The organism is Paenibacillus sp. FSL M8-0212 (assembly GCF_038004645.1).
GTDB lineage: Bacteria > Bacillota > Bacilli > Paenibacillales > Paenibacillaceae > Paenibacillus.
Window position 1 is genome coordinate 1,498,549 of record NZ_JBBORP010000001.1, and the last position, 26,933, is coordinate 1,525,481.

At 44.7% G+C, this 26,933-nt stretch carries 23 protein-coding genes; 8 read left to right on the forward strand and 15 right to left on the reverse strand.

The window, feature by feature from the left end:
* Positions 1-123 precede the first annotated feature (123 nt).
* The gene (locus MKX68_RS06720) at positions 124-528 is read left to right on the forward strand and encodes a CBS domain-containing protein (protein WP_047840578.1); all 405 of its coding nucleotides are present in this window, start codon (positions 124-126) and stop codon (positions 526-528) included.
* A 120-nt stretch (positions 529-648) separates the two neighbouring features.
* On the opposite strand, the gene MKX68_RS06725 is transcribed toward MKX68_RS06720, so the two are convergent.
* The 3 genes from MKX68_RS06725 to MKX68_RS06735 are packed head-to-tail and all read right to left on the reverse strand — an operon-like array spanning position 649 to position 2,037.
* Positions 649-1,089 (reverse strand): hypothetical protein, encoded by a 441-nt coding sequence (locus MKX68_RS06725; protein ID WP_133387315.1) that lies wholly within the window; start codon positions 1,087-1,089, stop codon positions 649-651.
* Positions 1,086-1,535, reverse strand: coding sequence for a hypothetical protein (locus MKX68_RS06730; protein ID WP_249913495.1), 450 nt, complete (start codon positions 1,533-1,535; stop codon positions 1,086-1,088). Before MKX68_RS06730 ends, MKX68_RS06725 begins: the two co-directional genes overlap by 4 nt.
* A gap of 25 nt (positions 1,536-1,560) precedes the next feature.
* Complete coding sequence (locus tag MKX68_RS06735; protein WP_340910246.1) at positions 1,561-2,037, reverse strand: GyrI-like domain-containing protein; 477 nt, start codon at positions 2,035-2,037, stop codon at positions 1,561-1,563.
* A gap of 383 nt (positions 2,038-2,420) precedes the next feature.
* On the opposite strand from MKX68_RS06735, the gene MKX68_RS06740 reads away from it, so the two are divergent.
* Both MKX68_RS06740 and MKX68_RS06745 read left to right on the forward strand, forming a co-directional pair.
* Complete coding sequence (locus MKX68_RS06740) at positions 2,421-2,987, forward strand: hypothetical protein (protein ID WP_340910249.1); 567 nt, start codon at positions 2,421-2,423, stop codon at positions 2,985-2,987.
* 233 nt (positions 2,988-3,220) lie between these two features.
* Positions 3,221-5,461, forward strand: coding sequence for an S-layer homology domain-containing protein (locus MKX68_RS06745; RefSeq protein WP_340910252.1), 2,241 nt, complete (start codon positions 3,221-3,223; stop codon positions 5,459-5,461).
* A 142-nt stretch (positions 5,462-5,603) separates the two neighbouring features.
* Here MKX68_RS06745 and MKX68_RS06750 read toward each other — a convergent pair whose 3' ends face one another.
* From MKX68_RS06750 to MKX68_RS06760, 3 genes are all read right to left on the reverse strand, one after another.
* Positions 5,604-6,590, reverse strand: a complete 987-nt coding sequence (locus tag MKX68_RS06750) for a phosphotransferase enzyme family protein (RefSeq protein WP_340910254.1) — start codon at positions 6,588-6,590, stop codon at positions 5,604-5,606.
* A 408-nt stretch (positions 6,591-6,998) separates the two neighbouring features.
* Positions 6,999-7,547 (reverse strand): hypothetical protein, encoded by a 549-nt coding sequence (locus tag MKX68_RS06755; RefSeq protein WP_339786198.1) that lies wholly within the window; start codon positions 7,545-7,547, stop codon positions 6,999-7,001.
* A gap of 4 nt (positions 7,548-7,551) precedes the next feature.
* On the reverse strand, positions 7,552-9,135 hold the full coding sequence (locus MKX68_RS06760; RefSeq protein WP_340910258.1) for an ArnT family glycosyltransferase: 1,584 nt from the start codon (positions 9,133-9,135) through the stop codon (positions 7,552-7,554).
* Positions 9,136-9,308: 173 nt separating this feature from the next.
* On the opposite strand from MKX68_RS06760, the gene MKX68_RS06765 reads away from it, so the two are divergent.
* The gene (locus MKX68_RS06765) at positions 9,309-10,760 is read left to right on the forward strand and encodes a CAP domain-containing protein (protein WP_340910261.1); all 1,452 of its coding nucleotides are present in this window, start codon (positions 9,309-9,311) and stop codon (positions 10,758-10,760) included.
* A gap of 151 nt (positions 10,761-10,911) precedes the next feature.
* Here MKX68_RS06765 and MKX68_RS06770 read toward each other — a convergent pair whose 3' ends face one another.
* Complete coding sequence (locus tag MKX68_RS06770; RefSeq protein WP_340915320.1) at positions 10,912-11,310, reverse strand: iron chaperone; 399 nt, start codon at positions 11,308-11,310, stop codon at positions 10,912-10,914.
* 184 nt (positions 11,311-11,494) lie between these two features.
* Here MKX68_RS06770 and MKX68_RS06775 point away from each other — a divergent pair, with 184 nt between their 5' ends.
* Together MKX68_RS06775 and MKX68_RS06780 are read left to right on the forward strand one after the other, a co-directional pair.
* Positions 11,495-11,815: an ArsR/SmtB family transcription factor gene (locus MKX68_RS06775; protein ID WP_036605985.1), complete on the forward strand. Its 321-nt coding sequence runs from the start codon at positions 11,495-11,497 to the stop codon at positions 11,813-11,815.
* Positions 11,816-11,914: 99 nt separating this feature from the next.
* Positions 11,915-12,997 carry a saccharopine dehydrogenase gene (locus MKX68_RS06780; protein ID WP_340910265.1) on the forward strand — a complete coding sequence of 361 codons (1,083 nt, stop codon included), beginning with the start codon at positions 11,915-11,917 and terminating at the stop codon, positions 12,995-12,997.
* A gap of 147 nt (positions 12,998-13,144) precedes the next feature.
* Here the strand turns inward: MKX68_RS06780 and MKX68_RS06785 are convergent, their stop codons facing one another.
* Both MKX68_RS06785 and MKX68_RS06790 read right to left on the reverse strand, forming a co-directional pair.
* The gene (locus MKX68_RS06785; RefSeq protein WP_340910267.1) at positions 13,145-15,073 is read right to left on the reverse strand and encodes a flagellin; all 1,929 of its coding nucleotides are present in this window, start codon (positions 15,071-15,073) and stop codon (positions 13,145-13,147) included.
* A gap of 111 nt (positions 15,074-15,184) precedes the next feature.
* The gene (locus tag MKX68_RS06790) at positions 15,185-15,847 is read right to left on the reverse strand and encodes a M48 family metallopeptidase (RefSeq protein ID WP_105602145.1); all 663 of its coding nucleotides are present in this window, start codon (positions 15,845-15,847) and stop codon (positions 15,185-15,187) included.
* 147 nt (positions 15,848-15,994) lie between these two features.
* On the opposite strand from MKX68_RS06790, the gene MKX68_RS06795 reads away from it, so the two are divergent.
* On the forward strand, positions 15,995-16,762 hold the full coding sequence (locus MKX68_RS06795; protein ID WP_340910277.1) for a GNAT family N-acetyltransferase: 768 nt from the start codon (positions 15,995-15,997) through the stop codon (positions 16,760-16,762).
* 112 nt (positions 16,763-16,874) lie between these two features.
* On the opposite strand, the gene MKX68_RS06800 is transcribed toward MKX68_RS06795, so the two are convergent.
* The 4 genes from MKX68_RS06800 to MKX68_RS06815 all read right to left on the reverse strand — a co-directional run bounded on the left by MKX68_RS06800 (position 16,875) and on the right by MKX68_RS06815 (position 22,169).
* Complete coding sequence (locus MKX68_RS06800) at positions 16,875-19,253, reverse strand: GH36-type glycosyl hydrolase domain-containing protein (RefSeq protein ID WP_340910279.1); 2,379 nt, start codon at positions 19,251-19,253, stop codon at positions 16,875-16,877.
* 129 nt (positions 19,254-19,382) lie between these two features.
* A complete protein-coding gene (locus MKX68_RS06805; protein ID WP_340910282.1) occupies positions 19,383-19,802 on the reverse strand; it encodes an ester cyclase in 420 nt (139 codons plus the stop codon).
* 259 nt (positions 19,803-20,061) lie between these two features.
* Positions 20,062-20,739 (reverse strand): hypothetical protein, encoded by a 678-nt coding sequence (locus tag MKX68_RS06810; protein ID WP_340910285.1) that lies wholly within the window; start codon positions 20,737-20,739, stop codon positions 20,062-20,064.
* A gap of 527 nt (positions 20,740-21,266) precedes the next feature.
* The gene (locus MKX68_RS06815; protein WP_340910287.1) at positions 21,267-22,169 is read right to left on the reverse strand and encodes an SDR family oxidoreductase; all 903 of its coding nucleotides are present in this window, start codon (positions 22,167-22,169) and stop codon (positions 21,267-21,269) included.
* 312 nt (positions 22,170-22,481) lie between these two features.
* Here MKX68_RS06815 and MKX68_RS06820 point away from each other — a divergent pair, with 312 nt between their 5' ends.
* A complete protein-coding gene (locus tag MKX68_RS06820; protein WP_340910289.1) occupies positions 22,482-23,486 on the forward strand; it encodes a MerR family transcriptional regulator in 1,005 nt (334 codons plus the stop codon).
* 26 nt (positions 23,487-23,512) lie between these two features.
* Here the strand turns inward: MKX68_RS06820 and MKX68_RS06825 are convergent, their stop codons facing one another.
* Together MKX68_RS06825 and MKX68_RS06830 are read right to left on the reverse strand one after the other, a co-directional pair.
* Complete coding sequence (locus MKX68_RS06825) at positions 23,513-25,042, reverse strand: alpha/beta hydrolase family protein (protein ID WP_340910293.1); 1,530 nt, start codon at positions 25,040-25,042, stop codon at positions 23,513-23,515.
* 182 nt (positions 25,043-25,224) lie between these two features.
* Positions 25,225-26,604: an amino acid permease gene (locus tag MKX68_RS06830; protein ID WP_091019689.1), complete on the reverse strand. Its 1,380-nt coding sequence runs from the start codon at positions 26,602-26,604 to the stop codon at positions 25,225-25,227.
* Positions 26,605-26,933 lie beyond the last annotated feature (329 nt).

Sequence of the window (26,933 nt, forward strand, 5' to 3'; positions counted from 1 at the left end):
AACAAATCTGACGAATTTATCATTAAAAATAGCCGAAAGCTCACATAATATGTTTAAATAAGAAGAGAGAGATTACATACTAAAGCTTTTTTGCTATGCAAAAGGCTGAAAAGGAGCCCGATGATGGAAATCAGCTATTTTTTACTCCCCAAAGCCGAAGTGGCCTATATCAAGTCTACCGCTTCCATGAAAGATGCTATTGAGCAATTGGAATCGCAACACTACACCGCCATTCCCGTGATTGACCAGGATGGAAAATATGTTGCTACCCTGTCCGAAGGCGATTTGTTATGGAAAATGCGAAATACACCCGGATTAACTTTTGACACGATGGATCAGGTCCAAGTCCATGAGATTAACAATCGGGTATATAATGAATGTGTATTCATTGAGGCTGAAATGGAGGATATGCTGACACTTGCAGCAGACCAAAATTTTGTGCCCGTGGTGGATGTCGATCGTGTCTTCCTCGGTATTATCCGTCGTAAGGATATTATTGAATACTATACGCGCAACATTTCGGATTAGATGAAGTGGAACATCCTGTAATAAGTAATAAACGAATATTCAACTCGAAAGGGTACTCCTGTGGTCATGTTTGGCCAAACCGGGGTACCCTTTTTATTTCATGATATGGTCGGAATCACTCTAGGTACGCTTGGCGCGCTCTTCCTTATAATAGTTCAACACGTCCCTTGGGCTTCCCTGGAATGCCCGCTCTTTGCCGAACTCATACGCCTGATGCAAATACGAATACGCCTCGTCATGCTGTTCAAGTCTCATGCAGATCATGCCGAGATCGATCAACGGACTCGTACTTCTATCTGAACTCCGCGTACTTAACGATATCTCAGCCCATGGCTTCGCCAGTTCATATTGCTTCAGATCGATATGTGCATTCGCATGACAGGATGCGATCCAGCTTGCAATCTCCCATTCCATCTTAGGCTCGGGCAACATGCCCCATGCCTGATCATAATAGATAAGTGCTTGTTCATGTTGTTGCGTCTCATCCAGCACATTACCGGCTTCTACCGTTTCTACAATTTGTCGCTCCAGTTCGGCATGTTCCGGTGTCAGATCTTTCATTGCACCGTCTCCTCCTCCAGGACGAAATACCACTCCAGAAAAGCATTGAAATCAGCCCACTGTGGCTCACTCTCACCATTAAGAAAACGTTCAATCGATTCGCCCAGTTCCACCAGCACCACTTCTCCCGTCTGACGGTTGTAGAAAAATCCACCTTCACCTTCAAAACTGTCCAGTGGAATATACGCCTCGGGAAGTCCCAGTGTAAGCTGTGCTACATTCATGTCTTCCATATATACGGTGTTCTCCATAAACCAGCAGATCTGATACAACTCCTGATGCCTGCTGTAAAAAGTCGGTCCATCCTCTGCATGTAAATAAAATTGTGCGAAATCCGACTGAAGATCGATCTCAAGCTTCCGCAATGCTTCTTCGTATGCTGCTGGAACATCTTCATGCCACCAGCCTTGCTCCTGGCAATGATCAATTACTTTATTGGATAACATCGTAGACCTCCTAATTCAATTTTGCTCACACAGATTTTACGGGTATCCAGATTTGGGGAGGTGTGCCGTGACCTCTATACACTTCAAGTTCTGGAATCCCTGCATGCTGATATGAAGTGGAAGGAAACCACTCTGTCATAATATGGTGCCACAACCGTTGTATCGCCTCCGGCTTTAATTCATCCGCTTCAAATACAACCCAATGGGACGCGGGAAGTTCGATGGACACCAAACCTTCAGGCACTTCACCAGAGTGAGAGGTAGCAATCCAGTACTCCATTTGATTGTCCTGCAGCTCTCGCTGATCTACACAGATGCCCACCAGACCGGGAATAGCTCCGTTATTGAACCCATTTAAACGTTCCTCAATTCCGTCTGCCAATGCATCCTGCCACATCTTAGGAATTTCTCTTAAATTCTCACCATCCACACAAGAGAACGTTCGTTTGACGCCCACAAAGGTAAGGGACTGTTGTTCGATCACATGTTCATTCACATTCATTAGATGGATTCCTCTCCGAGAGCTATATGGGGCACGGTTCTCCATGACCCATTTATGAAAACATTGTTCCATACATAATATATACCTCCGATATGTCCTACAGATACTGTATCAAAAGAGTAAGTAGATTGGAAATAGTGCCAGTACTCCTGTTCATATGAAAGTAGCAGGAACAGAAGTAGACGTGCGATTCATGACTTAAAAGAATACTTGCCTACCATTCGTTCCTACTCGATGTTTTGGGAGATAGACATACTGGGTTCTTCCCGTCCTTCATTTCCTTATTCTGGTGCAACTTTATTCTTACTCGTTCGTCTAACTACTGACCAACAACTAAGGAGATGACTATGCGAATAACTTGCAGCCCCGGTTTCCCAGGAAGCATGATTGGATCAATTGATCTTCAGCCATCGAAGTATTACACCCCACCTTCCAGTAACAGCCAGATTACAGATCATGTTGATCCCGAACTCGTTACCATTCCCTATGTGGAAGATCCGGAATTCGGATCACACTTTGACAACATGAAGGTCATGAACGGATCTTATAAAGATGAAATGCATGTGAGCTATGATGTGGAGTTTACGATTGATGTGGACAAAAAAGGTTATATTACGCAATTTGAACATACGTTCCAGCTGGAACGTTATTTGGATCTGGTTCGCACACAGTCCTATAAAGTGATCAAGACAAACTGGCGTGGACAAACATTTCACGTGATGACGTATAGTTACCTGGAGGAAGTCATTCATCCGAAAAATGTTCTTTTTAAATGTAACCTCGCAGAAGACGTTTTTGTGGTAGCTGAACTTGTTTCCAATCGCTCAGATGAAAGTGCAACTGAGCACGGTATCAGGGATCTGCATTTCCGTGCATTAATCTCGGCACGAGATGATCTGTACCCATTAGATTATATGTGTGAGCCTGATTTCGACCTGAGTCTCGACTAAAAAGTAGATACATATGTAGAAAGAGCATAAGCTGTCCCGAATCAGCGGGGTAGCCTGTGCTCTTTTTTTCACAAATGAATCACCAACTGCCTAATTTCCCCCTCCTTCATACGCTCGGCCTTATGCTCCCATGCCTGGCTCTAAGCAAAACAAGCTGTAATGTCGATGAATATACCATAATGCTGTACATGCATATGTTCTTCGTACGTTCAGATATGAGAGGGGTTGGAAACATGGTTTACCGGAAAAATAAAATGCATTCGCTGTTCGCTCTGCCCTTGGCAGGCCTGCTGTTTCTGTTATGGGGTGCTCAAGCGGCACATGCGGAACAGGTCGACAGTTTGTTGCCTGAGCGAAGTCAGCAGGAGATTGTTCAGAAGTGGAATCAGTGGATGAATGGCAATGATACATCTCCCCTGTATACAGAGACACCTTCGACAAGTGCTCCCTACTCTGCTGGTGTGGTAAGTGACGCCTATCTGGAACAAGGGCTGAACGCAGCCAACTTTTATCGTTTTATCACGGGGCTACAGGGCGATCTTGTCCTTGATCCTACCTTGAATCGTCAAGCCCAGCATGGGGCTGTTGTGGTCTCCACGGGTGGATACCTGTCCCATTATCCAGAGCAGCCAGGAGATATGCCAAAGGATTTCTTTGACATCGGTTCAAAGTCTGCCAGCAGCTCCAATCTGTACGTTACCAGCAGTGCCAAGAATAACGTCCTGACAAAAAGCATACAGGCCTACATGAATGATTCAGACGCCTCCAATATCGATCGACTCGGTCATCGGCGCTGGATTTTGAGTCCACAACTGCAACGAATCGGATTTGGACTCGCCACTCGTAGTGAAGCAGGCAAGACATATGATCAGTACTATAGTGCCATGCAGGTATTTGATAAAAGCAGAACTGGGGGAACTTCGTTCAACTACAGCCTGTTCCCGAATCAGGGTGCATTTCCAATCGAAGCCTTTGGCAGTACACAGGCCTGGTCTGTTCAACTGAATACAGATGTATTCGCGAAACCATCACTAACTGAGGTACAGGTCGAGATGACTCGGACTTCCGATCAACGTACGTGGACCTTTAATGCCAAGAATCAGAACAGTGGCTTTCCAACCGGTTATTACAACGTGGACCCTGCGGATAAACAATGGTTTAATCAAGCCTATTTCAATGTAGAGACAGGTGGATATGGATATGGCTACGCCATCATCTTCCGTCCGGACGATGTGCAATTGTTAAAGAACGGCGATACGTTCGACATTCGAATTACAGGTCTGCAAAAGAAAAATGGTACAGCAGCGGAGATCTCATACTCCACACGTTTCTTCCATGTTGACGGTGTTCAAGATGCCACTCTTACCCGTATAACGCCAGGACAACAAAACCTGAATGTCCGAGCAGGAGAACAGATTGATCTGCCTTCAATCACTGCAGTGAATGATAACGGAACATCCTATGTTCCACAATCTAACGTTTCCTTCACCACGACGTCAGATCGCATTGCCATCAAGGATGGAAAAATAGTCGGACTTCAGGCCGGTAAAGCCGAAATTCGGATTCGTTTTGAAGGGAAAGAAGCGGTTGTCTCTGTTACGGTAACGGGAATTCCCCAATTAACTGATGTCCGTACACATTGGGCGAAAGATGCCATTCAATGGGCCGTCCAACAGGAGATGGTCAGTGGATACGAGGATGGAACGTTCAAACCCAACAATCAGGTGAGTGAAGCCGAATTCCTCTCCATGTTGTTTAAGCTGTATGCGAATTCCCATGTCATTCAGAGCATCGATGCTGCACAGGGACAAGCTATCAAAGGAAACATCTGGAGTGATCGTTATTATACCTATGCTTCCGCGTTGAATCTAAATCTGGATGCCAGCAAACAGAATCCGAAGCTGCGCAATCATGCCTTGAACCGAACAGAAGTAGCTGTAATCGTGGCGGGGCTTGGCGGTAAAAATTATACTCAGGATGACGATGCCATCCGGTATCTGCTGAACATGGGATACTCTTCAGGCAAAACAGCAGCTACGGTGCAAGGTTATGCGGGACAAGAATCCTTGACCCGGGCAGAGGCCGTTGTTTTTCTCCAGAACCTGAAGGAAAAAGGCTTCGAACTATGGAGCAGACCTAAGAATGCCACTGAAGCTACCGAGAATGAAAAGAACGGTGGACTACCGGATCAGACCATGAAAGCAGTATATTCTGACGATCACACGTTGGTCCTTCAAGGTACGTTCCCGGCGTATGCCAACCAGACGATGCCGATTAAAATCCATGGTCCTTCGCCTGCTGTAGAACACATCCAGACGCAGCAGGTTACAACGGATGCCTATGGCAATTTTAAACTCACGGTAAGTAACCTTGATGCGAAGGAACTTAACCTCTATGTGGACGTACGCGAAGATTATTCCTACTGGATCAGTGTAGAGGCAGGGCGAACTGCGATAAGTGATTATACCGAGTAACATGTAAAAACCAGCTTAGGAATTCTACATTGAATTCCCAGCTGGTTTATTTGTTATGAGGACTGATTTTGATATGAGACATGACATACGTTTAATGTTCAGTGTTCAATTATTGGTGGATATAACTTTTTAAGTGTAGACTTTAAATCGGATGACCGAATTGCTCTGCCTTTTCTGTCATTATCCTCGCTAACCTAGCTCTTAGTCCGCTCATCCACTCCGGCTCATGTGACCACTGCTCTGCAACAGATCGAAGCATACGCACATAGCCATACAAGTTGGCAAAACGGCGACAAGCGGGGAACATACTCTCCAGATCATAACGTTCTCCTGCCTCGGACCAGTAACCTTTCAGGAACAATTGTTTCTTCTGCTCCCATTGTTCAGGCTCGATCTCCTCACGTAAACTATCCAGACTCTGTTCCACGTCCATCGCGTACCAGTGATACATCGAGTCATCAAAATCAATGGCATAACAAGACTGGCTATCTTCGTCATAGAAGACATTATCCAATTCAAAATCGTAGTGGATGAGTCCGAAATTTTGCTGGGTCATCGGCCAAGTCGCAAAATATGTTCGGAGAAACTCCACCTCGTTCAGAGCAGCCGTTTCACCAGGAAAACCCTTCAAGATCTCCTGCATCCAATTCAAAACATCCTTATAGGTCCAGCGTTTCTCCTTCTGCTCAGGCATGAATGCGCGCGATAGATGATGCAGCTCACCCAATGCCTGACCATAGCTGTACAGGATGGAATCACTCAAATCAATACTTCCTAACTGCGATCCAGGTACTCGCTTGAATACGGAAGCATAGTACACTCCCCATGGGGTGTGAGCCTCTACGAGTTCTGCCCCTGAATGGGCAGGTACAGGCTCCATGGCTCCATACTGTTTCGTTCGAAGATAACGGAGGAACTCCAGTTCAGCGCTGAGGTTGACTCGATTTTTTTCCTCTACCGGGGCAAATCGAAGCAATCTCACTTCTCCCTGATCTCTGAACGGATACACGGCATTGGAGGATATACGATAATACTGAAACATGTCCAGCGATTCAGGATCATAACTCCAATTCTTTAAAATCATCTCGGCAAGATCATTATGTTGAAATAAATATTTTAATTTTAACATGGGCATTTCTCCTTTTTGATCATCTCATTTGTATTGCTTACAGCCATCGAGTGCCTATTTGGGCGCGCAAAAAGCCGCAGGCTATGCCTGCGGCTTTTAAAAATTCTGAGTGTATGAGAAATTTGCACAAGCAAATAAATCTCGCATACGCCAGAAAAAATGAGAGCAGTTATATCCCTATATATCGGCAGATCTCAGATCGGAATGGGAAACTGGATGTGTCCCACACCGTATCTGAATGGTCTGCCGGAATTATTCAATTTATGCTTACCTTCATTGTAGTGATAGAACATACCATCTTAGACCGTCGTTTCATGACGCTCACTCCCTTCAAAAAACCAGTTGTTTCCATAATAGCCGATAAGCCAAATGTAAGCAATTACAAAATGACGATAATCCCATCATTTTTTACTGGACAACCATCACCCGTTCCACCGTCTCGGTGTTGTCCTTATACCACACCATCACGATGTTTTCTTTTTGAAGATCAGACACTTGAATGGACGAGTTCGCACGTGAGCTGGAACTGCCCGAGCGCGGCGTCCCCATGCCTTCCGTGATAGCAACATCATCACTTATATTTAATTTCATCTCCATTCCGGTATCCTTCCATTCCATGCCTGGGGATGAGGTGTCCTGCACCTCAAGTAACGCTAACGTGACTGTGTTTCCATTCACAGAAATGACTCTACCTATCATGTCGGCATTCATCATCCCCTGCGTCATGTCCGGACTGCCTGTACGGTCATTCATACCCGTGCCGCCCCTTCCACCTCTCGGTGTCCCTCCATTCATGCCCAGGCCACCACCATTCGGCATGCCGAATCCATTCATGCCTTGCACAGAACCGGTGTTGGTAATATTCTGGGCGGTTATAACATCGCAGGCCGTCAGCATAACCAAACATCCCATCAGCAGGAGTGACGTAACCGATGTGAAATATTTATTTTTTCGCATATGATCACCTTTTTCTCAGGGAATATTTCTCCAAGGTACCTTTACGATGGAATATGAAGTCATACGTATCTTTGAACCCCATATAGGACAGAACAACCAACAGCGGATATACAGGATAGATGTATCTGGACTTAATCTCCCACAGAATATAAAACCCGATGAATCCGAGAATAACCAGGATCAATGAAACTTCGTCATACCGTTTACGACGAATTCCACCGACCAACCGGATGAAAATAAAACAGTACATCAAGAAATTCATCACATATACGATCCAGAGTAACCCCGTCCGATAAGCCGAATCCCCCTGCAACAGTTCTGTTATCACATTCGTGTAACTATAGGAGCCTGCGATTCCGCCTCCCCTTCCTCTTCCGGCACCCATGGAACTTTCATTGCCGATTCCGTATCGATCCATCTGGTATGTCCCTTCGGTCCAGGTCCATATGATCTTTTTGTAATACATCTGCACCAAGTCACTCGCACTTGCTTCATACAGCTTCTTGCCAATCTCTTGTTTGAATAAATCTGCGCTCTCAGCCTTATTGTAGTTGGCCTGCCTCTGATAGATCTGATAACTCTCCATATTGTCCCAGAAGCCAAAACGCTCCAGATTAATCCCCATATTCAGCCACATATAGACCGGTGCAGAGTTCTCTCCAACAGGTTCGCTCACAGCTCCAGAGGATTGAAGAACCGCGTTCTGAGTCCAGGTTGGGACATTAAACAACATACCCAACACACCGATGGAAATGATGACTTTCTTCATTCCGATGCTCCGCATATTCAGCAGGATAGTTATGATGGCAGCAATTAGCACGATCACGCCGATGCTTCGGAAGTAATTAGCCATCGCAAGAAAAACGGCGGCAATGACGATTGTTTTCCAAGACTTTTCACGTACAAAACGAATAACAAAGTATAAACAAGATGTCAGAAATGCTGTAGCAATCACATCGTTATAGATCAGGTTGTTAAGGAACAAGGAAGGCAGGTACGTTGCTGCAAAGATCAACACACCGTAATCACGTTCCGTGGATCTGTCATTCACTTGTTTGTAGATAAGATAAATCATGAACGTTGTTAACGTTGAAAACAAAATATTAAATAGTTTGATGACCAGATAGTTATCCGGAAACAGGTACAGCAACGTCTTCAAGTACAACACGATCGAGTAGTTAAACGGGAACATGTGCAGATAACCACCCGTTTCAAACGAGGAGTAGTCTTGGTCATACAGCATGTTCATGGCCAGTGAAAGAACGGTCTGCGAATCATCGGTAGGCACTCTCGGAAATACAAAAATGATGATGATCTGAATGACCAGAGAACATAACAACACAATCGGAATAACAACCTTCGGGCTGTATTTGTTCATTTTCAGACACAGAGCATATAACCCGACACCTGAACCAAGAAGCAAAAGAATGACCGGGAGAAAAACACTCCACTGCTGCATGCCCAAAATGGGATTGTCCCCATACAAGGCGTAGTTGTACTGTGCCCTCACCAATAAGGACGAAGCAATAAACACCGCAACAAACACGAGCAAAATGAGATAAAACGACTTATGCAGCATCTTAGACATGCCAAAACTCCTTTTCCATTACAGGATTCCGTGAGTATTATAATGGCTCTGGCTGAAAAATCGCTGAATTCGAATAAACAATTGCATTCATTAAACTAACGAATTATACCTTTAATGTCGATAATATACATCGAATACATAATAATATTTTTTTACTAGAAGGAGATTAGAACATGTTTATTCAAAAAAGGTACATCCGCTCGTTACTCTCTCTTCCTCTGGCAGGCCTCTTATTCATGCTGCTGGGGACCCAGCAGATCGCTGCTGCCCCTGTCGACAGTCTGCTGCCTGAGCGAAGTGAGCAAGAAATCAGTCAGAAATGGACGCAATGGATGAGTGGCAAGGACCAAACTGCTACATTCACTCAGAATCCCTCGACCAAGGCACCTTATGTCGCTGGTGTAGTAAGTGATTCCACATTAGAGCAGGCCCTAGGTGCAGCCAACTTCTATCGTTATCTCTCCGGTTTGGATGGAGATCTCGTTCTCGATGCTGCTCTCAATCGTCAAGCCCAACATGGAGCAGTCGTTGTTTCTACCGGAGAATTGACTCACTTCCCGGCTCGTCCTGCAGATATGCCAAAAGACTTTTTTGATCTGGGAGCCAAATCGGCTTCAAGCTCCAACCTGTACGCTTCCTATGGTGCTCAAGGAAACCTTGCAGTCAAAAGCGTAGAAGCTTATATGGATGATTCGGATGCCAGTAACATTGCTGCACTCGGCCATCGTCGCTGGATTTTGAGTCCGCAACTGAAGAAAGTTGGTTTCGGGATTGCATCCCGGGACAACAAAAACTATGCGAGCCACTTCAGCACCATGCAAGTGATGGATACAAGCCGTTCAGGAAAACTCAATTACAATTACAACTTGTATCCTAACAAAGGGGCATTCCCGATTGAGGCATTCAATGTGTCACAAGCTTGGTCTGCACAGCTGAATCCGGACGTCTTCGCGAAGCCTTCCAATTCGGAGGTACAGGTGGAGATCGTGCGTTCATCGGATCAGAAAACTTGGGTACTGGGAGCAAAAACCCCGGTTAGCAGTGATCCTGCAAAGGCCTATTTCAATGTAAATTCCGATGGTTATGGGTATAACTATGCTGTTATTTTCCGCCCAGATAATTTGAAATCCTTGAAGGCAGGCGACACGTTCAACGTTCGCATAACCGGTTTGAAAAAGAAAGACGGGTCCAAAGCAGAAATTTCATATCAGACACGTTTCTTCTCGGTTAGCAATCCTTCACAAGAGCCTGTAACCGATCCACAGAATCCTGGGACAGAACCACAAGACCCTGGAACAGAGCCCCAGGACCCGGATACGGGGAACGAGGATTACCTGGATAACCATCTAATGCAGTTCGAATATACAGCGGATCGTACGCTGAAAGTACGAGGAACACTCACGGCTTATGCAGGCAAAACATTCTCATTCCAGATCCACGGTCCTTCACCTGACGAAAAACATATTCGCACTGAAACGGTGAAGCTGGACGCTAACGGTCGGTTCAGTCTAACTGTTCCTAATCTGGGCGTGTCAGACCTGACCATCTACTTGCAAGTGGACCCAAGCTTTATGTATCTGATTCCTACAGCAAGTAATTCAGACGTTACGTATTACTTTGAATAGAAGCGAAGCAAGAGCATAGGAATAAACTAAATTAGAATGAAGTACGACCAGAGTAAAACCTAGAATCTAAAAACAAAAACAGTCGGAATGCATAGGCATCCGACTATTTTTTATAGTTTATGATACGAGCTTTTTGTGATAGGAGCTTTAATTACTTCGGTGCTCCTTTTTTGCGTTTCTTTTCCAACGCGATCTCCACATTTTCTTTCACGCGATACTCCACAATCCGGCGAATGAGATCCTCGGGCAATGGCTGATCCAGCGGAAACTGGACAGACCCCTTTCCCCCTTTATACTTGGAGAGTTCCTCCTGGAAAGCTTGAATTGCCCTGGGAGCAGGGTAAAACCCAATATGATGCTGGTAAGCGGCAAAATGAACCAGATTCCCATGCTGTGCATACGTAGGCATCTTGTAACTGATCTTCTCTTCGGCGTTCGGAGCCGACTCGCGAATAATCTGTCTTAAAGCCTGTAATCTCACCTGTACATCAGGTGCAAACTCCGAGATATATTCATCTACCAGCACCGAATAATGGTTACTCTCAGCCATCTTGGACTCCTTCCACCACGGATACATCAATGGATTCGTGGTATGGGCATATTTGCTTATATTGTACTTCAAATGGACAAGCGGAACAGCTATTTTCCTGCAACTTGGAATGTTAAATTTGATTTTCAAGTGAACTAAGCCTTATAATACGTTTAAACAATTAAACATTATAACGGAGTGAGCCATGAACGAGTCGATGGGTAACCAAAAAGTTATTGATATTTTCGAGAATCTAAGTCCTTATCTTCAAGGTTTGGGAGATCCCGTTCGCCAGCGAATCATATCGCTGCTCATTGATCAAGAGAGCATGAACGTATCACAGATTGCAGAGCATGTCCCCATGTCACGCCCTACGGTCTCTCATCACTTGAAAATATTGCGTCAATCCGGGCTGTTATCGGTTCAGAAAAAAGGTACGGAGATGTATTACAAGCTGGAGTTCAACGATGCGATCGAATTAATCAAACAGCTCGTTCATCTCGTGGAAGTGGAATGTCAGAGCTAGCGCATACCGCGCTGGTGTACTGCATTCCTTTTCTTCACTCTTTTATGTTTAATAGTTTAAACATATAAGTACATAAACACATCAACGGAGGTTTATCGAATGAATAGAAAAAGAGTTCTTATCGCTGGAGGTTATGGTGCTGTAGGTGCACAGCTTGCCCGCATTTTGCATGACAGGCATCCTGATCTGGAATTGGTACTGGGAGGCCGTTCTGCGGGTAAAGAAGCACCTTTTCCATCCAATCGTGTCCAAACGGTTGTTGTTGATACCAATGCAGACGATCCACTGATTCACGCAGGAGAGAATATATCGTTAATCATTAATGCAGTGAACGATCTGGATGATCGGCTACTGGTATCGGCAGTGCGGAGAAAAATTCCACTTATCGATGTAACACGCTGGACTGAGGTGTTCAATCAAGCGATCCGTTCAGTAGAACAGGAGGAACTTCATGCCCCTGTAGTGCTATCCTCTGGATGGATGGCAGGAACAGCTTCTTTATTTGCCATGATACTTTCTAACTCGCTGCAACATGTCGAATTAAACATTCATGCCCTATGGTCGCTGCGAGACAAGGCCGGACCTGATTCAGCGGCCTTCATGGATCGGATGAGCATTCCTTTTCAGGTGACCGAATCTAATACAAATCGACTCGTCTATCCCATGACAGATCCGATTAAAGTACATTTTCCGAACGGGTATACAACCCCATGTTACAGACTGGACACACCCGATCACGTCACTTTGCCTCATACCAGCCATATCGATTCCGCCAGTTTCCGTATTTCATTCGATAGTAAAGTATCTACCTATGCACTCGCCGGATTGGTCAAAACCGGAGTATGGAAGATGATCAGTGGTGAACGTTTCCAGCCATTCCGGCGGAAATTGCTCTATAATCCGGGAACCGGGAGTGCACATCATCTGGTCATTCAATTGAAAGGGCTGGATGCAAAAGGAAATGACGTTAAACGAACGATGACAGTCTCTGACCCACTCGGTCAAACTCATATGACTGCACTCGGCGCTGCGGTGCAAGCCGAGAAGATACTGTTGATGCCAACGGACAAGCCTATGGCTCCAGGCATCTATTATCCTGAGCATCTGTTCGATGACCGAATGGACATGGATGCAGTTACTCATTTTTTCACACAATACGGCGTTCAATTATCTTATTCCTAATATCCAGACACAACAAAAGTCCGCGAAGCCACTCACTGCAAACAGGGGGACCTTCGCGGATTTTACGAATAATAATGGAGAAATGTATCTTTTTAAGTACAAGCTTGTGTCTGGCATTATAGCGTCACGGCTCGACCATTTGATTTTTCATCTCAACAGTTGCAATATATCTGATGATTTTTGATTGGCTTGAGCTAGCATAGCTTGTGTCGCTTGTAAAAGAACAGTTTCTTTCGTATTTTTCATCATTTCTTTCGCAATATCTGCGTCTCTTATTTTAGATTCTGCAGCAGATAAGTTAGAAGAAGCGTTCATAACATTATTCAATACATGTCCAAGGGCATTATGGTAAGCGCCAAACCTAGCTCTGTGTGAAGACACATCTTCAATAGCTTTATCAATCTGGATTAGTGCTCTGTTGGCTTCATGCTGTAAAGAAAGGTTAATACTCTCTACTCCAATCGATTTCGTTCTGACATCTGCCAACTGAACTTTGTAATTTGCTCCTTGATTAGCACCAACTTGCAAACTTAAAAATGTTGGGTCAGAACTTGAACCATTTTCATTACCACTAATATCAGTTATTTTAAAATCAGTTATCTGATAACTACTACCGTTCATTTCTCTTTCAAATTTCAGCATACCATTATCATCAACAGCAATAATTCCCGCACTTTTTTTTTGAAATTCACTGTTCAGATAATCTATAAATTCTGATGAAGAATAACTACCTTCATCTAGAATAAATGTTTTATTTATTGAACGTTCAAGACCAATTTCCCATCGGTTACTATCTGCATTAATAACAATACCATTAGTTAGATCAAGATTTGTCGTTAGAAAACTCTTCGTTTTGGGATTCCAAACATCACCTGGAATCACTGGACGCATAAAAAGAGGATTAAGTGCGTTACCTGAAACCAGTTGAATTGCGTTCGGAGAACCACTTGATTTGTGTGTCAAACTTAGAATGTAGTGTTTGTTACCCGGTCCATCACTTACATTAACACCAAAAGCAGGTGAAAAACTAGCCAAAATATCCGCTCCCACGTTATCAAACTGGTTATTTAACTGGTCAAGAAGTTCATCTCTGCTATACGTTCCTTCTGCAAGAACTATTGTCTTGTCAACGCCCAAATCCTTAAAATGAAGAGTATCATTCACACCACTTTTAACCGAATAACCTATAGAAAAGTCGGCTTCCCTACCCAACACTTCATATCGAATGCTGCGTGTACGCTCTTCCGTAAATATTTCATTAAACGCTGTTCCTTCTACTTCTATCTTGTGATTACCTGAAATTGTGCTGGTCAATAGCGTTCTCATATGTGTATCATCCCAATGACTGTAAGCATTCGAGAGTTCTACTGGAGCCCCGATAGCCCTTAGCTTTGAGTTAATATCATCATATAGTGCAGTAGAGGATCCACGATACACACCTGCACTGATATTAATGGTGTATGCCGTATCGTCAAATTTTATCGTTAACTGATCATTAATTCCGGATAAGATTTCAACTCCAATAGCATTCTGAATATTTCCACTATTACCAATCAAGGTGGATCGGCCGAGAGTGGATATATTTTCTCCTACATACGTAATGAAACTTACTGAGCCTGGTTTAATTTCTCCATCCTGATTAACAACTTCATTTGATCCATTATTCAACAAATTAATCCCGTTAAAATATGTATTATTGGCAATATCATTAATGCCCTCTTTAATCTGTCGAACTTCTTCCTGTATAATCAAACGATCCGAATCTGTTAAGCTACCATTTGCTGCTTGCACAGCAAGCTCTCTTAATCTAATTAATAATGGATCCTGTATATTACCTAGTCCTGACTCAGCAGTTTGAATTAATGATATCCCATCTTGTATATTTCTTTCCGCCTGATTCATACCACGAATCTGAGCCCTCATCTTCTCAGAAATACTCAATCCTGCTGCGTCATCTGCTGCCTTGTTAATTCGTAAACCAGAAGATAATTTACTTGTTGATTCGGAGATTGATTTATTAGTATTTTTTAATCTATTGGTAATATTTAAGCCAAGTATATTATTTTTAACTATCAAATTCTCACCTCTTAATCTACTCTTTAACTAAAATGTATAGGACTTACTATCCATTATACTAGAGAAACATGAAATCTGATAACAAATACAATAAAGTGTTGAAAATTATATTTACAACGTCATGGCTCGACCATTGCGCATCAGGTAATCTTCTTTTGTTTTGTAATCCGGCATGATGCTGCCGATCCGCCGCCAGAAAGAGCGGTCATGATTCATGTGGTGAATATGGCAAAGTTCATGAATGATGACATAATCGATCACTTCCAGTGGCGCCATCGCCAGGCGATAATTGAACGTAAGTTTTTTGTCCCAGCTACAACTGCCCCACTTGGTGGGAGAATCTACGATCTCAACCGACTTCGGCTTCACCTTCAACTCCTGCTGATAACGTCCAATGCGCTCTCCAATCATGCGTTTACACTCGGCAAAATAAAACTTCTTCAGATTCGCTCGTAACTCTTCTTCTGTCAAACCCTCTACAGGAATTAATTCATGCAGTGCGTGTTCCTTGCCAAAAAGCAAAAACTTCCCTTTGCCCTCATCTTCGTATTCCTTGGCTTGAGGACCGTCGAGTGCCCGCTGCATCAGAGCGGATTTCTTCAAAATTACATCCCCGTGCTGCTCTACAAGTTGCCGGATCATGTCTTCACTGGTACCATTCGGTGCTTTGATCGTTACCATGTAAGGCAAGTCCATCGTGATAGACACTTTCTTGCGTTTGCCGTATTGGATATGACAGTTAATACTGTGATTATTTAATTCTATAGTTAACATAATGCTCTCCGCTTCTGAAGTTATTCAACCAAATCAAATTGTATACCATCTCCGGCTATAATGCATACTGTTCGGCGATATATATGTTTGTTGTATTTTTATACATTATTATGTATTATTATTTAATTACAAAATCGGAGGTTGGATATGACTTATACAATAGATACAGAACTCAAAACCATTGAAGAACTATCGCTTAACCACTGGCAGCCCTTGTCCACCTTACTATATGACGGTTGGGTACTCCGTTTTGCCAAAGGATATACCAAACGTGCCAATTCCATTCAACCCATACACTATTCAACTCTGGATGTGCATGAAAAGATTGAGGAATGTGAGCGTATCTATGCTTCCAATCAGTTAAGTACCATATTCAAAATCACGCCGTTTATTCAGCCGGATCATCTTGACCAGCTTTTGCAAGACAAAGGGTATGGCGTTGTTGATCTGACCCGTATCCAAACTCGGAGTCTGGAAGAGATCAAAGAGCCTGTGCACCAAGTTGTACAGATCGACGAACAGTTGACCACAGCTTGGCTGGATCACTTTTGCCGATTGAACAAGGTGAATGATCTGCAACGGGAAACGACGGAATTAATGTTACATAACATCCGCACACAGGTAGGTTTCATCTCGCTGTTGATCGATGGGCAAGTCGTCGCTTGTGGGTTCGGTGTAATCGAGCGTGGCTATATCGGGTTGTATGACATCATAACAGACGCTAACTTCCGGAATCGGGGGCTTGCGGAACAGATGATCTTGCATCTATTGCATTGGGCAAAAAAACAAGGTGCTACATCCAGTTACCTGCAAGTGGTTGCAAATAATGCACCTGCATTAAAGCTCTACGCGAAGCTTGGTTATTCGGAGATTTATAGCTATTGGTACAGAGTCAAAGAATGGAATGAGTCCTGATCAAGCTGAAATTAAAAACTGCCCTCCTCCTATGAAGGAAAAGCAGTTTTTAATTCGGTTTCTGGATTGTACAAAACTCTTCACAACGTTTAGTAGTAATACATACTCTTTACTACAATGGCAGCTTAACCAGCACCTCATAATTCACGCCAGCTTGGATGTTCTTGATGATGTCGCCTTCGATCCGTTCACCGTCAACGTACACTTCAATCTGCTGGACAGTTGCATCCTTCTTCATGTTTACATTCAGCTCAGCCCCGCGGAACAACCGCGTAACTGATGCCTCGTTCCAATCTTCTGGTAACAGCGGCCGCACTTGAAGTCCTTGTGCATGACCTTGTAGTCCAAACAACCCGTCGATCAGGCAGCGATACACCCAAGGTACTGTGCCGGTGTTGAACAGATGACTGGAGCGCCCAGCTGTACGTGGGAATTGCCGATAAGCTCCGCGATAATAATTCGGGATAAATACGGGTAGCTGACCCCGCTGGAGAATATCCTCTCCATCAGGGCCAGGAATCATTTTACGCAGCAGACGATACGCTTTCTCCTTCTCGCCCACCAGGTACAACGCATAAATATAGAACGCCACCGCGTGATTGTACACTGCACCATTCTCCGCACTTCCCGGATGTTTTTGCGTGACACGACCTACATCTTCCCGCATCGCTGTGAAAGACGGCGCGAGCTTCTCGACACCATATGGCGTCTCCAATTGCTCCTCTACGGCACGAATTAACTTCTCCTGTTTATCCTGATCCGCAGCACCGCTCATAAGTGCCCAGCTCTGAGGATTGATATAGATGCGCCCTTCCACGTCTTTGCTTACACCAAACACTACGTTATCATCCGTAATTCCGCGGGCATACCAGTCCCCATCCCACAGATACTCATTGGCTACCGCATTGGTCTGAGTGGCTTCCTGACGGAATTCCGCTGCAACCTCGCCATGCCCTGCCTGTTCACCAATATCTGCCCACACATTGAACGCATATGCCGACGCAATGGTTAACCAGCCGGATACGCCTTTGCCTTTGTACCCCACCATGTTCATCGGATCACACCAGTCACCCTGATTGATATAGTTCAACCCACGCGCATCACGCTCATGGATCAACCAGCGCATCGCAAGATTCATATGCTCCAGTACAGAAACCTTTTGTTCACTGTCTGTAAAAGCAACCTGTTCCTCCAAAATGCTATAGTCATTCGTTTCATCCAAATAGGTCTTCATACAGACAGGAAGCCAGATGCAGTGATCGGTATGAGGAACCTGGTTAATATATTTCAATTCTGCGTCCGGGTGCAAAATAATTCCGTCTGGCATCGCGCCGCTTATATGCTGTTGAGACAAAGCAGTCAAGAACGCAGCCCGCGCAATCTGTGGCTGAATGTAACTCATGCCCATGTTGTCCTGCAAATAATTCCGCGTCTGCGGATCGGTTGTCAGACGATTGGTTTTGCCATGATAGTACATCTGACGAGGTAGCCAGTGATTCACGACATTATCTAGCCAGCTGTCCGGTGTCTCGATCTGGATGTTTCCTTGCCCTTCCGCAATATACTCAGCATACTCCTGCTCGGCTGCGGTGAAACCATCCTGTCCTTCCTTATTCTGCTTCACAAAATAATGCTGACGAATGCCCTCAATCTCTGTCTCATCATGAGCCGGGCCAAAGATAAATCGATACGCCTGCTCCGCTCCTGCTTCCAGTTCGACTCTATATTGCAATACAGCTACAGGTGTCTCGTACCGTGCATCTCCACCTGCGAGCGTATCCGATTGAAGGGCGGAAGGATTATGTAGTCCGCCTTCGCCTTCAAAGCTCTCATGATTCACTTCCCAGGCGGTCGGTTGGTGATCTGCAAGCAGATAGGTTTTGTCGCTGTAATTTTTGATTTTGCTATAATCCTGATATTTCTGATATGGCGTAACCGCCGAGCAGACAATGCCCTGCAAATCTTCCACATATGAACCGGATTGGTTCATCCATGACATATAGCCGACTGTAAAATACGGGTAGATACTAAGCTTGCGTTTTCTCGAAGACAGATTGGTTACCTTCACACGCCACAGCTCCATAACATCTTCCTTCGGTAAACGCAGGGACATCTCGATGCAAATGTCGTCCTGAACCACCTTCCAATGAATATCGTGTTTACCGACAGCGAACGTATAACTTTCCGCCTGCTTGCGAACCGGTTCATACGGGGCGGAGAAGATTTCGCCACTTACTTCATCTTTAATATAGACAAACCGTCCCGGATGATGGGCATAATATGGCTGCTCCGGCTGCATAAACGTCTTGGCTTCCAGGTTGGGCGCATATGAGTATTTAGCAGGTTCGGGCTGCATGAATTGGGCCACAGCGTATCCCCGGCAATTCACATGAATCATCATCTTTTCATTCCAAAGGAATCCGGATGCCTTCGGTAAACTTGTCGGGCTTGTTAGTTCAACATATTGATTATCTTCCGTTGCTTTAATCATCACTGAACCTCACTTTCAGATAATGGAGTCAAAAGACAGAAAACGTTTTAGGTAACTTGTATACAACTTTGTTCATTATAACACGGGAACGCTTACAAGGAATTGAAAACTAAAAAAGAGCTGAGAAACTCAGCTCCGATTACGTTCCAATTGTTTTTCGATGCCCAACCTGTCGATCTGTATCCAATACTCTGCAATTTGTTCGTTTTCTACTCGGTATACCGCACTGGCAATTTCAATCACCGGGAGGTTCGTTGGGCTGTATCCGTCCACTTCTCCAATATGGGTACCCGTTTGTCTCCAGCGCACATAAACTTTATCACCTTGCGTCAGCAACTCCAGAATTTCGAGTGAAAATTCCCCGTATGCTTCAATCATCTCTCGCACATGATCCGCATAATTGGAAGGTGTTCGGGTGACCGTGACCTCTTCTTCAGATATCACTTGATGGGCCAGTACTTGTTCTGCCATCACGATGCTTGCATAATCAGGATTCCGACCTGATCGGACTTCTTCAAAAAAGGTTCTGACAATCTGTTCCGCTGTCATACGGCACCCCATTCTATTCAAATTATTCTGTTATATATTTAAATATGTAGTAACTCTTGTATTTTAACATGGTCCCCTCGCTACGGAATTACAACTGTTCTATTGTTCTACAGGACTTATACCCTATCCTCTCACCTATGCCACGCTAGGCAGTTATGCCATTCTAGACCCGAAACCAGAGCAGAAGTAACTTAATTACACAGCAATCCCCTTTGCTTTCAACAAGCAAAGGGGATTTTTTGTCTATTATTAGATGATTTCAAGCCATTGATTTAACCTGTTGAAATCTGGTAATAAAAGAAGAAATAAATGCTTTCTCTTTCATGAGATTCTCTTGCAATCTCTCACTAATTTTACTGAATGTACTTGCATCACGCGTTATATTGTATTTCAGATCTATATTTCTCAGTTTAAAGTAGTCCTGTTTCAGAATAGTGCTTAATTCCATAAAGGTTGAATCTCGTTCAATGATTGATTTCTTCTCCATTAAATAAGATAAACGTAACTCCATAAGTAGCTTGTGTTCATACAAAAGATGAAAGACTCTTGAATCCAATGCTTCTCCAACTAAGGCTGCCTGCTCAATGTCGGTAAAGATGCGTTGAATGGCTTGCATTCCAAAATCGTATTTCTGATTTCTCACTAACTCATATGTCTCGCTTGAGTTAAGATAGTTTTCCATCGCCGTTATAATCTGCTCCACATGAATTGCATAGTTGATATTCTGGATAGGCTTGAGAAATCTCACTTCTGTCCAAAAACTGTACGCATTAGACATGGTCCAGTAGCCTTTCTCAAGTTCATCCAGACTCCATACGGTTTGTATGAATTTACCATCATCAAGATTATCAGCAATGTATATCAAATTTTGATCCAGGTCATACCCATACACCAATAATTCATCATGAGATGTTCTTTCTGATAATAGTCTGTACACGCAATGTAGTATCTATCTGTATAAAAATATAGATAATATCCCATATCTATCGCTTCCGTAATCACTTGCTTAAGTGATATTCCCCATTTGCTAATTACAATTTCTTGTGGCAGGTTGTAAAAGGAAATTCCCGGACAGGTACTTAGCAGAAACTGATGAGAATCAAACAAAAAATTCCCCATCCATGTGCATACCTGATTTGTATAAAGTTATTGAAAATCCATGGCCATAAATCTTCGTGCATAACGGATGTTAATGTCCCATATGATGTGTACGTGCTTATGACAGGGTCACCTAGTTTAAGTACATTCTTGGCAATTACAGAATTCCCCCTTCGATTCCTAGGCATAGTGTATTGATCTGAACAGATTAATTGTATAAGCAACGCACTCCCAGAGCTGGGAGCGAAGATCATGTTCTTGAGTATATTACCATGTATTTCTCTCATCTTAACGACAAAAAGGAGGATACCGCCCCAATATGGAGACCGTATCCTCTGATACCATGATCGGATTACCTAAGACTATTTACGGACTAACCGTACCACCATTCGCATTCAATGTCTCGCCGCTCACATAACTGGATTCCTGGCTTGCCAGGAACACAAATGCTGGAGCCATCTCGGCAGGTTGTCCTGCTCGACCAAGCGGTGTGTTGGAGCCAAAATCAGCCAGCTTCTCGACTGGTTGTCCACCCACGACCTGAAGTGGTGTCCATACCGGTCCTGGTGCAACAACATTGACACGAATCCCTTTGCTACCCACCTGTTGTGCTAACGCTTTGCTGAACGTGTTAATGGATGCCTTCGTTGTCGCATAATCCAGCAGGATTGGCGAAGGTTTATACGCCTGAATCGATGATGTGTTGATAATGGAGCTGCCCGGCTTCATGTGTTTCACAGCTGCTTTGCAGAGCCAGAACATGGAATAGACATTTGTTTTGAACGTAGCATCGAATTGCTCGGTGGTCAGATCTGCAATCTGCTCTACAAACTGCTGCTTACCTGCCACGTTAGCGAGGATATCAATCCCACCAAGCTCTTTTACAGCAGATTCAATGAGTTCCTCACAGTATTTCTCATCCTTCAAGTCACCTGGCATTGTGATTGCTTTGCGACCGGCTTCCTCAATCAGCTTCACAACTTCCTGCACATCTGCTTCCTCTTCCGGCAAATAAGCCAGAACGACATCTGCACCTTCACGGGCAAACGCAATCGCTGCCGCCCGGCCAATTCCACTGTCAGCTCCGGTCACAACCGCTTTGCGTCCTGTTAAACGTCCGCTGCCTTTATAACTTTTCTCACCCGCATCAGGAACAGGAGTCATCTCACGCTGAAGTCCCGGCTCATCCTGCTGCTGTTTCCACTCCGGTGTAGCCTTCGGATATTGTGTCGTTGGATCTTGCATGGTGTGCTGGTCTTGATTAGCCATGTTCAATTTCCTCCTTGGTTATTTACATTGATCACTACGATCACAGAATAACCTTCCGATCGCTCTTATCCCCAGATTTTTTCTCTCCCTTATATAAGGTGAAAATCCGGTGATAAAGGCGAACACTCCGTTTCTTCAGGTTATTTCTGTGCTCTTCGTTATCATGTAAATGTTAAATTTATGTTCAGAAGTTGTTTTCTTAAAAGTTGCACTCCTTCCTTTGTAACCGAGATGGGTGGAATTTAAACTAAGCCCGCCAGAATTCCATGACAGTCGTCTAACATTGAATCTCCAGTGACAGGAGGTTGTATAATGAATCATGAGGTGATCTCGTTGAATGCAAACAAAGAACCCTATTCCATCGGTGAAGCAGCCAAACTGATCGGCTCCACGGTGAAAACGATCCGTTATTACGATGAGATTGAACTGTTACAGCCCTCCAGTCATACGGAAGGTGGGCATCGACTCTATACAACGCAAGACCTGTGGCAACTCGAACTCATTACAACACTACGTTATTTGAATTTCAGCATACCGGATATTCGAAAACTCATGTCGGGTGAACTGGCGGTAGCACAGGCGCTGGATCTGCAGATTGAAGCGTTGGAAACCCAGATCGGCACGATGAATTCCATGCTCTCTGTTTTGCAGCAAGCGAGGCAGCATGAAGAAAAAACTTCACTTGGCTCGGAACAGTCTCTCACGTATATCTCCAGTCTGGTAGAATCCCTGACGGCCAATGCGAGCAGGCGAAAACAATTTGTTGCTGCCAAGATGGATGAATCCCATCTGCTGGACAGCATTCCGCAGGATTGGAGAGTGTCGTTTCTGCACTTTTTCGACAAATACATGATGAAAGATACCAAACTGACGGCTCAGCAAACACTGGCCTGGAAGGAAATTCAGGAACTGATCAATGATCCGGCCTATTGGGCTGATCTGGCTAGGTTGGAGGTTCCCTTCTTCATTATGGCGAATCAGCCACAAGTCGAAGCGGACGTCTGGGTGAAAAAAATGGAGGCTATTCGCATTCGCACTACCGAAGCTCTGGACAAGCGTTGGGCAATCGATAGCCCTGCTGTGCAAAGCATGGTGTGGGACTTTGTGTTGATGTATGCAAGTGCTGAGCATGCGGAAGCACCAGAAGTATTTTTTCGCAATCAGGCCCGATATATGCTGGACTCCGTGACGGATCGCATTCTGCGTTTTAACAAGCTGTGCAAGGTAATGAATCCCGAATGGAGCCAGATTGTAGATGGCATTAACCTGTTGCAGGAGGGCATGCGGTTACGATTAAAACAAATGGAAGAAGACTGAACTCCAGTCTCCTTCCATTTATACGTTTAGCCTTTTTTCAACAAATAGGATTCATGTTCTCCCACTTTCGTGTCCATATGGAGCGGTTGCCCTTTCAAGTAGTGGTTGAAGAAATCAATCGTTGTATCGTTGACCAACTGTTGCGTCCCCCGCGCATCTACACCCTGCATCCATTCGAGCAGTGGAGAGATCAGGTAGAGGTCGGAGAAACTCAGATGTTTGGTGTTGGTCAGCTCCATCCAGAAGTTCCCTCCTGCGGTTACCGGCTCATACCGAGCGTACACTTCCTCGTAATATTTCTCGGCTTCCGGACGGGTCGTGCCCATCGCAGCAATTTCCTCGTCACTCATCACACTTGTGCCTGCAACGGTCGAGTCTGCACTCATCATCAGGAACGGCTTGCCCACGCCTTCCGCAGGGATACGTTTCTCGCCAAACAATACACCGTCCATATTCATGCCTGCTTTCACACGCGGATCATCCATTAACATCTGTACTGTCGTTGCTCCGCCAAATGAATGCCCAAACATGCCGATGTTGTCCAGATCCATATGTCCTGTAAAGCGTCCGCTCGGATCTCCCGTTCCCAACTTCTCTACCTCATCCAGTACAAACTGTGCATCCTTCACCCATGTCTCATTCAACTTGTCCATGTAACTGAATTGCAGCTGCTCAAAGCCTTCTTTCCCTTCCGATTCAAACTGCGCCACACGTCCATCCGGGAATACGGACACCAGACTGCTATACGTGTGATTAATGCCTACAACAATGTAACCTTGACTGACCAGTTGCTCGACCTGGAACGTATTCTGATTTTCATAGCCATGCAGACCATGAGAGAAAAGAACAACCGGATACTTGGCTTCGGCATCTGATAATTGAGCTTCCTGAATCGCATGTGTTTTGACCTGACTCAGACTGAAAAATAAAAGCTTTGGCAGTTTCAGCACTTCATTGAAGGCTGTCCCGTAGATCTCCGGCTTATTAACATAAGGGGCTGTTGCTCCCTCTGCTTCTGGATTTGTTGGATACCAGATCTGTACCATCAGCTCCCGTTTATCTCCGGCGTCACTCGTCAGCAACTCCTCCTGGCTGTTATCTATCCAATCGTAGGATACCGTTCCAATTCCATAAGGACCTGCTGGCTTGGCAAACGAAAACACCGGGAACAGCAGTGGCAAGCCAATGCTCACAACAGCGTATAGCAACACCAGGAAAGACGTTGCGATGATTCGAACACGTCCGAATTTCCCCGCCACAGGTGATTTCGAAGCAGATGCCCCGGTACGTTTACTGTTCAGCGAGGTTACACCTGACTGTTGCTGGCGTCTTGCCTTTGTAAATAACACAACCAGTGGAACCAACGTGAGCAGATACGCCGGAATCATCGGCCAACGAAGTCCTTCGACCACACCATGGATAATCAGCAGCACACCCGATATGGCAAATCCGCCCCATACCATTTTCCGAAAATGTTGACTCTGTCTCCCAATCCCGATTACCCCCACTAATATAAGCAGGTTGAAAATAAGATAAATCCATTCTACTATCCTCATAAGATGTATGCCCCCTTGTCTGCCTCCAATCTTAAAACCTCCAGTTACAGGAGATTCAAGCATGAATTTTGCGAATAAAAAAATGCACTCCCTGAATTTCGCTGAATCACCCGCAGGTTCTTCAATCATTTCAAGGAATGCATGTATGATATTACGATTTAAGTTGATTTTTGAATATTAGACTAGCGATCTTCGCCGCCATCTATCCGTTGTCTTTTTCCGATGCCAAATGCAAAATATCCAGCCACCACGATGGCCATAAACGTAGCACCAACAATCAAAGGCAAGCGCGTATCCGGGTTAAACGCCATACCGATAATGACGAGAATCAGATACACAATAATAATGTAATTGCTGATCGGGAACCATTTGGACTTAAAGTTATGATCCGCCATTTCGTTACCCCAACGCTTTCTGAATCGGAATTGGCTGAACGCCAGCGCGAACCATGGAACCATACCCGGAAGAACACTTGCACTGTAGATGTACAGGAACAATTTGGAGTCCGGCATCAGGTAGTTCAGCACAACCCCAATCAGCAGCAAGGAGATTGTGATGACGATACTATTGCGGGGAACCCCGCCTTTGGACAGCTTTTTGAAAAAGGCAGGTGCCTGCCCATTCTCAGCCAGCGTGTATAACATCCTTCCCGCACTGTAGATCCCGCTGTTACATCCCGACATGGCCGCCGTAAGCACCACAAAGTTAATGATTCCCGCTGCAGCAACAATACCAACTTTGGCAAAGGTGAGCACAAACGGGCTGCCCGTCTCGCCCACTTCGTTCCAAGGGTACAAGGTTACAATAACAAATATGGCGCCAACGTAGAAAATAAGAATACGCCACACGATATTTTTGATCGCTTTACGCAAGGTGTATTTCGGATTCTCCGCTTCACCTGCTGTAATACCAACCATTTCAACCCCCTGATACGCAGCCGTTACGATACACAGTGCAAATAGGAAACCTTTGATCCCTCCAGGGAAGAATCCGCCATGGCTAAACAGATTCGACAGCCCGATTGGCTGTCCTCCGTTCCCCCAGCCGAAGAAGATCAGACCTGTTCCGATCACAATCATGGCTACAATAGCAGTCACTTTGATCATCGCAAACCAGAATTCAAATTCCCCATAGAACTTCACCGCCGCCAGATTTGCCGCCGCAATGATGAGCACCCCAGCAAGTGCCGGTAGCCACTGCGGAATATCCGGGAACCAATACCCGACATAGATGCCAATCGCCGTAACTTCCGCCATACCAACCGTAACCCACAGGAACCAATAACTCCAGGCGGTCAGGAATCCGGCAAGCGGACTAATATATTTGTGAGCAAATGTAGCAAACGAACCTGTGACCGGCTCCTGAATCAACATTTCACCCATAATACGCATGACAAAAAAGATAACGATACCGGCCAGTAAATAGGCCAGCAGCACGGATGGTCCTGCCCATTTGATCGTACTTGCCGATCCCATGAACAAACCAACGCCGATTGTACCTCCGAGTGCAATCAGCTCTACATGGCGGGGCTTTAGCCCTCTAGATAGTTGCTTTGATTCCAAACGATTCTCCCCTTTTCTTGTGTACAGATTCCTGATGTAATCTTTAATTTTCACATTCACATTAACGCAATGCAGAATTACTTCACCAAATTGTACGAGATGTGCCGCAGAAATACAACAAGGAATGTGAGGAAACGGATTCACTGCACATATAGGTATAGGATAACCGCTTAATGAATATGGCAGACAGTTCAATAAACAATTCACTGCAGCGTTGTGTAAACAAAGTGACAGAGACTTTCTAATACATGACTCGACAGGGAGGTTGCTGAAACCCCCAAGGACAACTCACGTATTGTATATGTGGGTTGCAATACCGTAAGTGACTT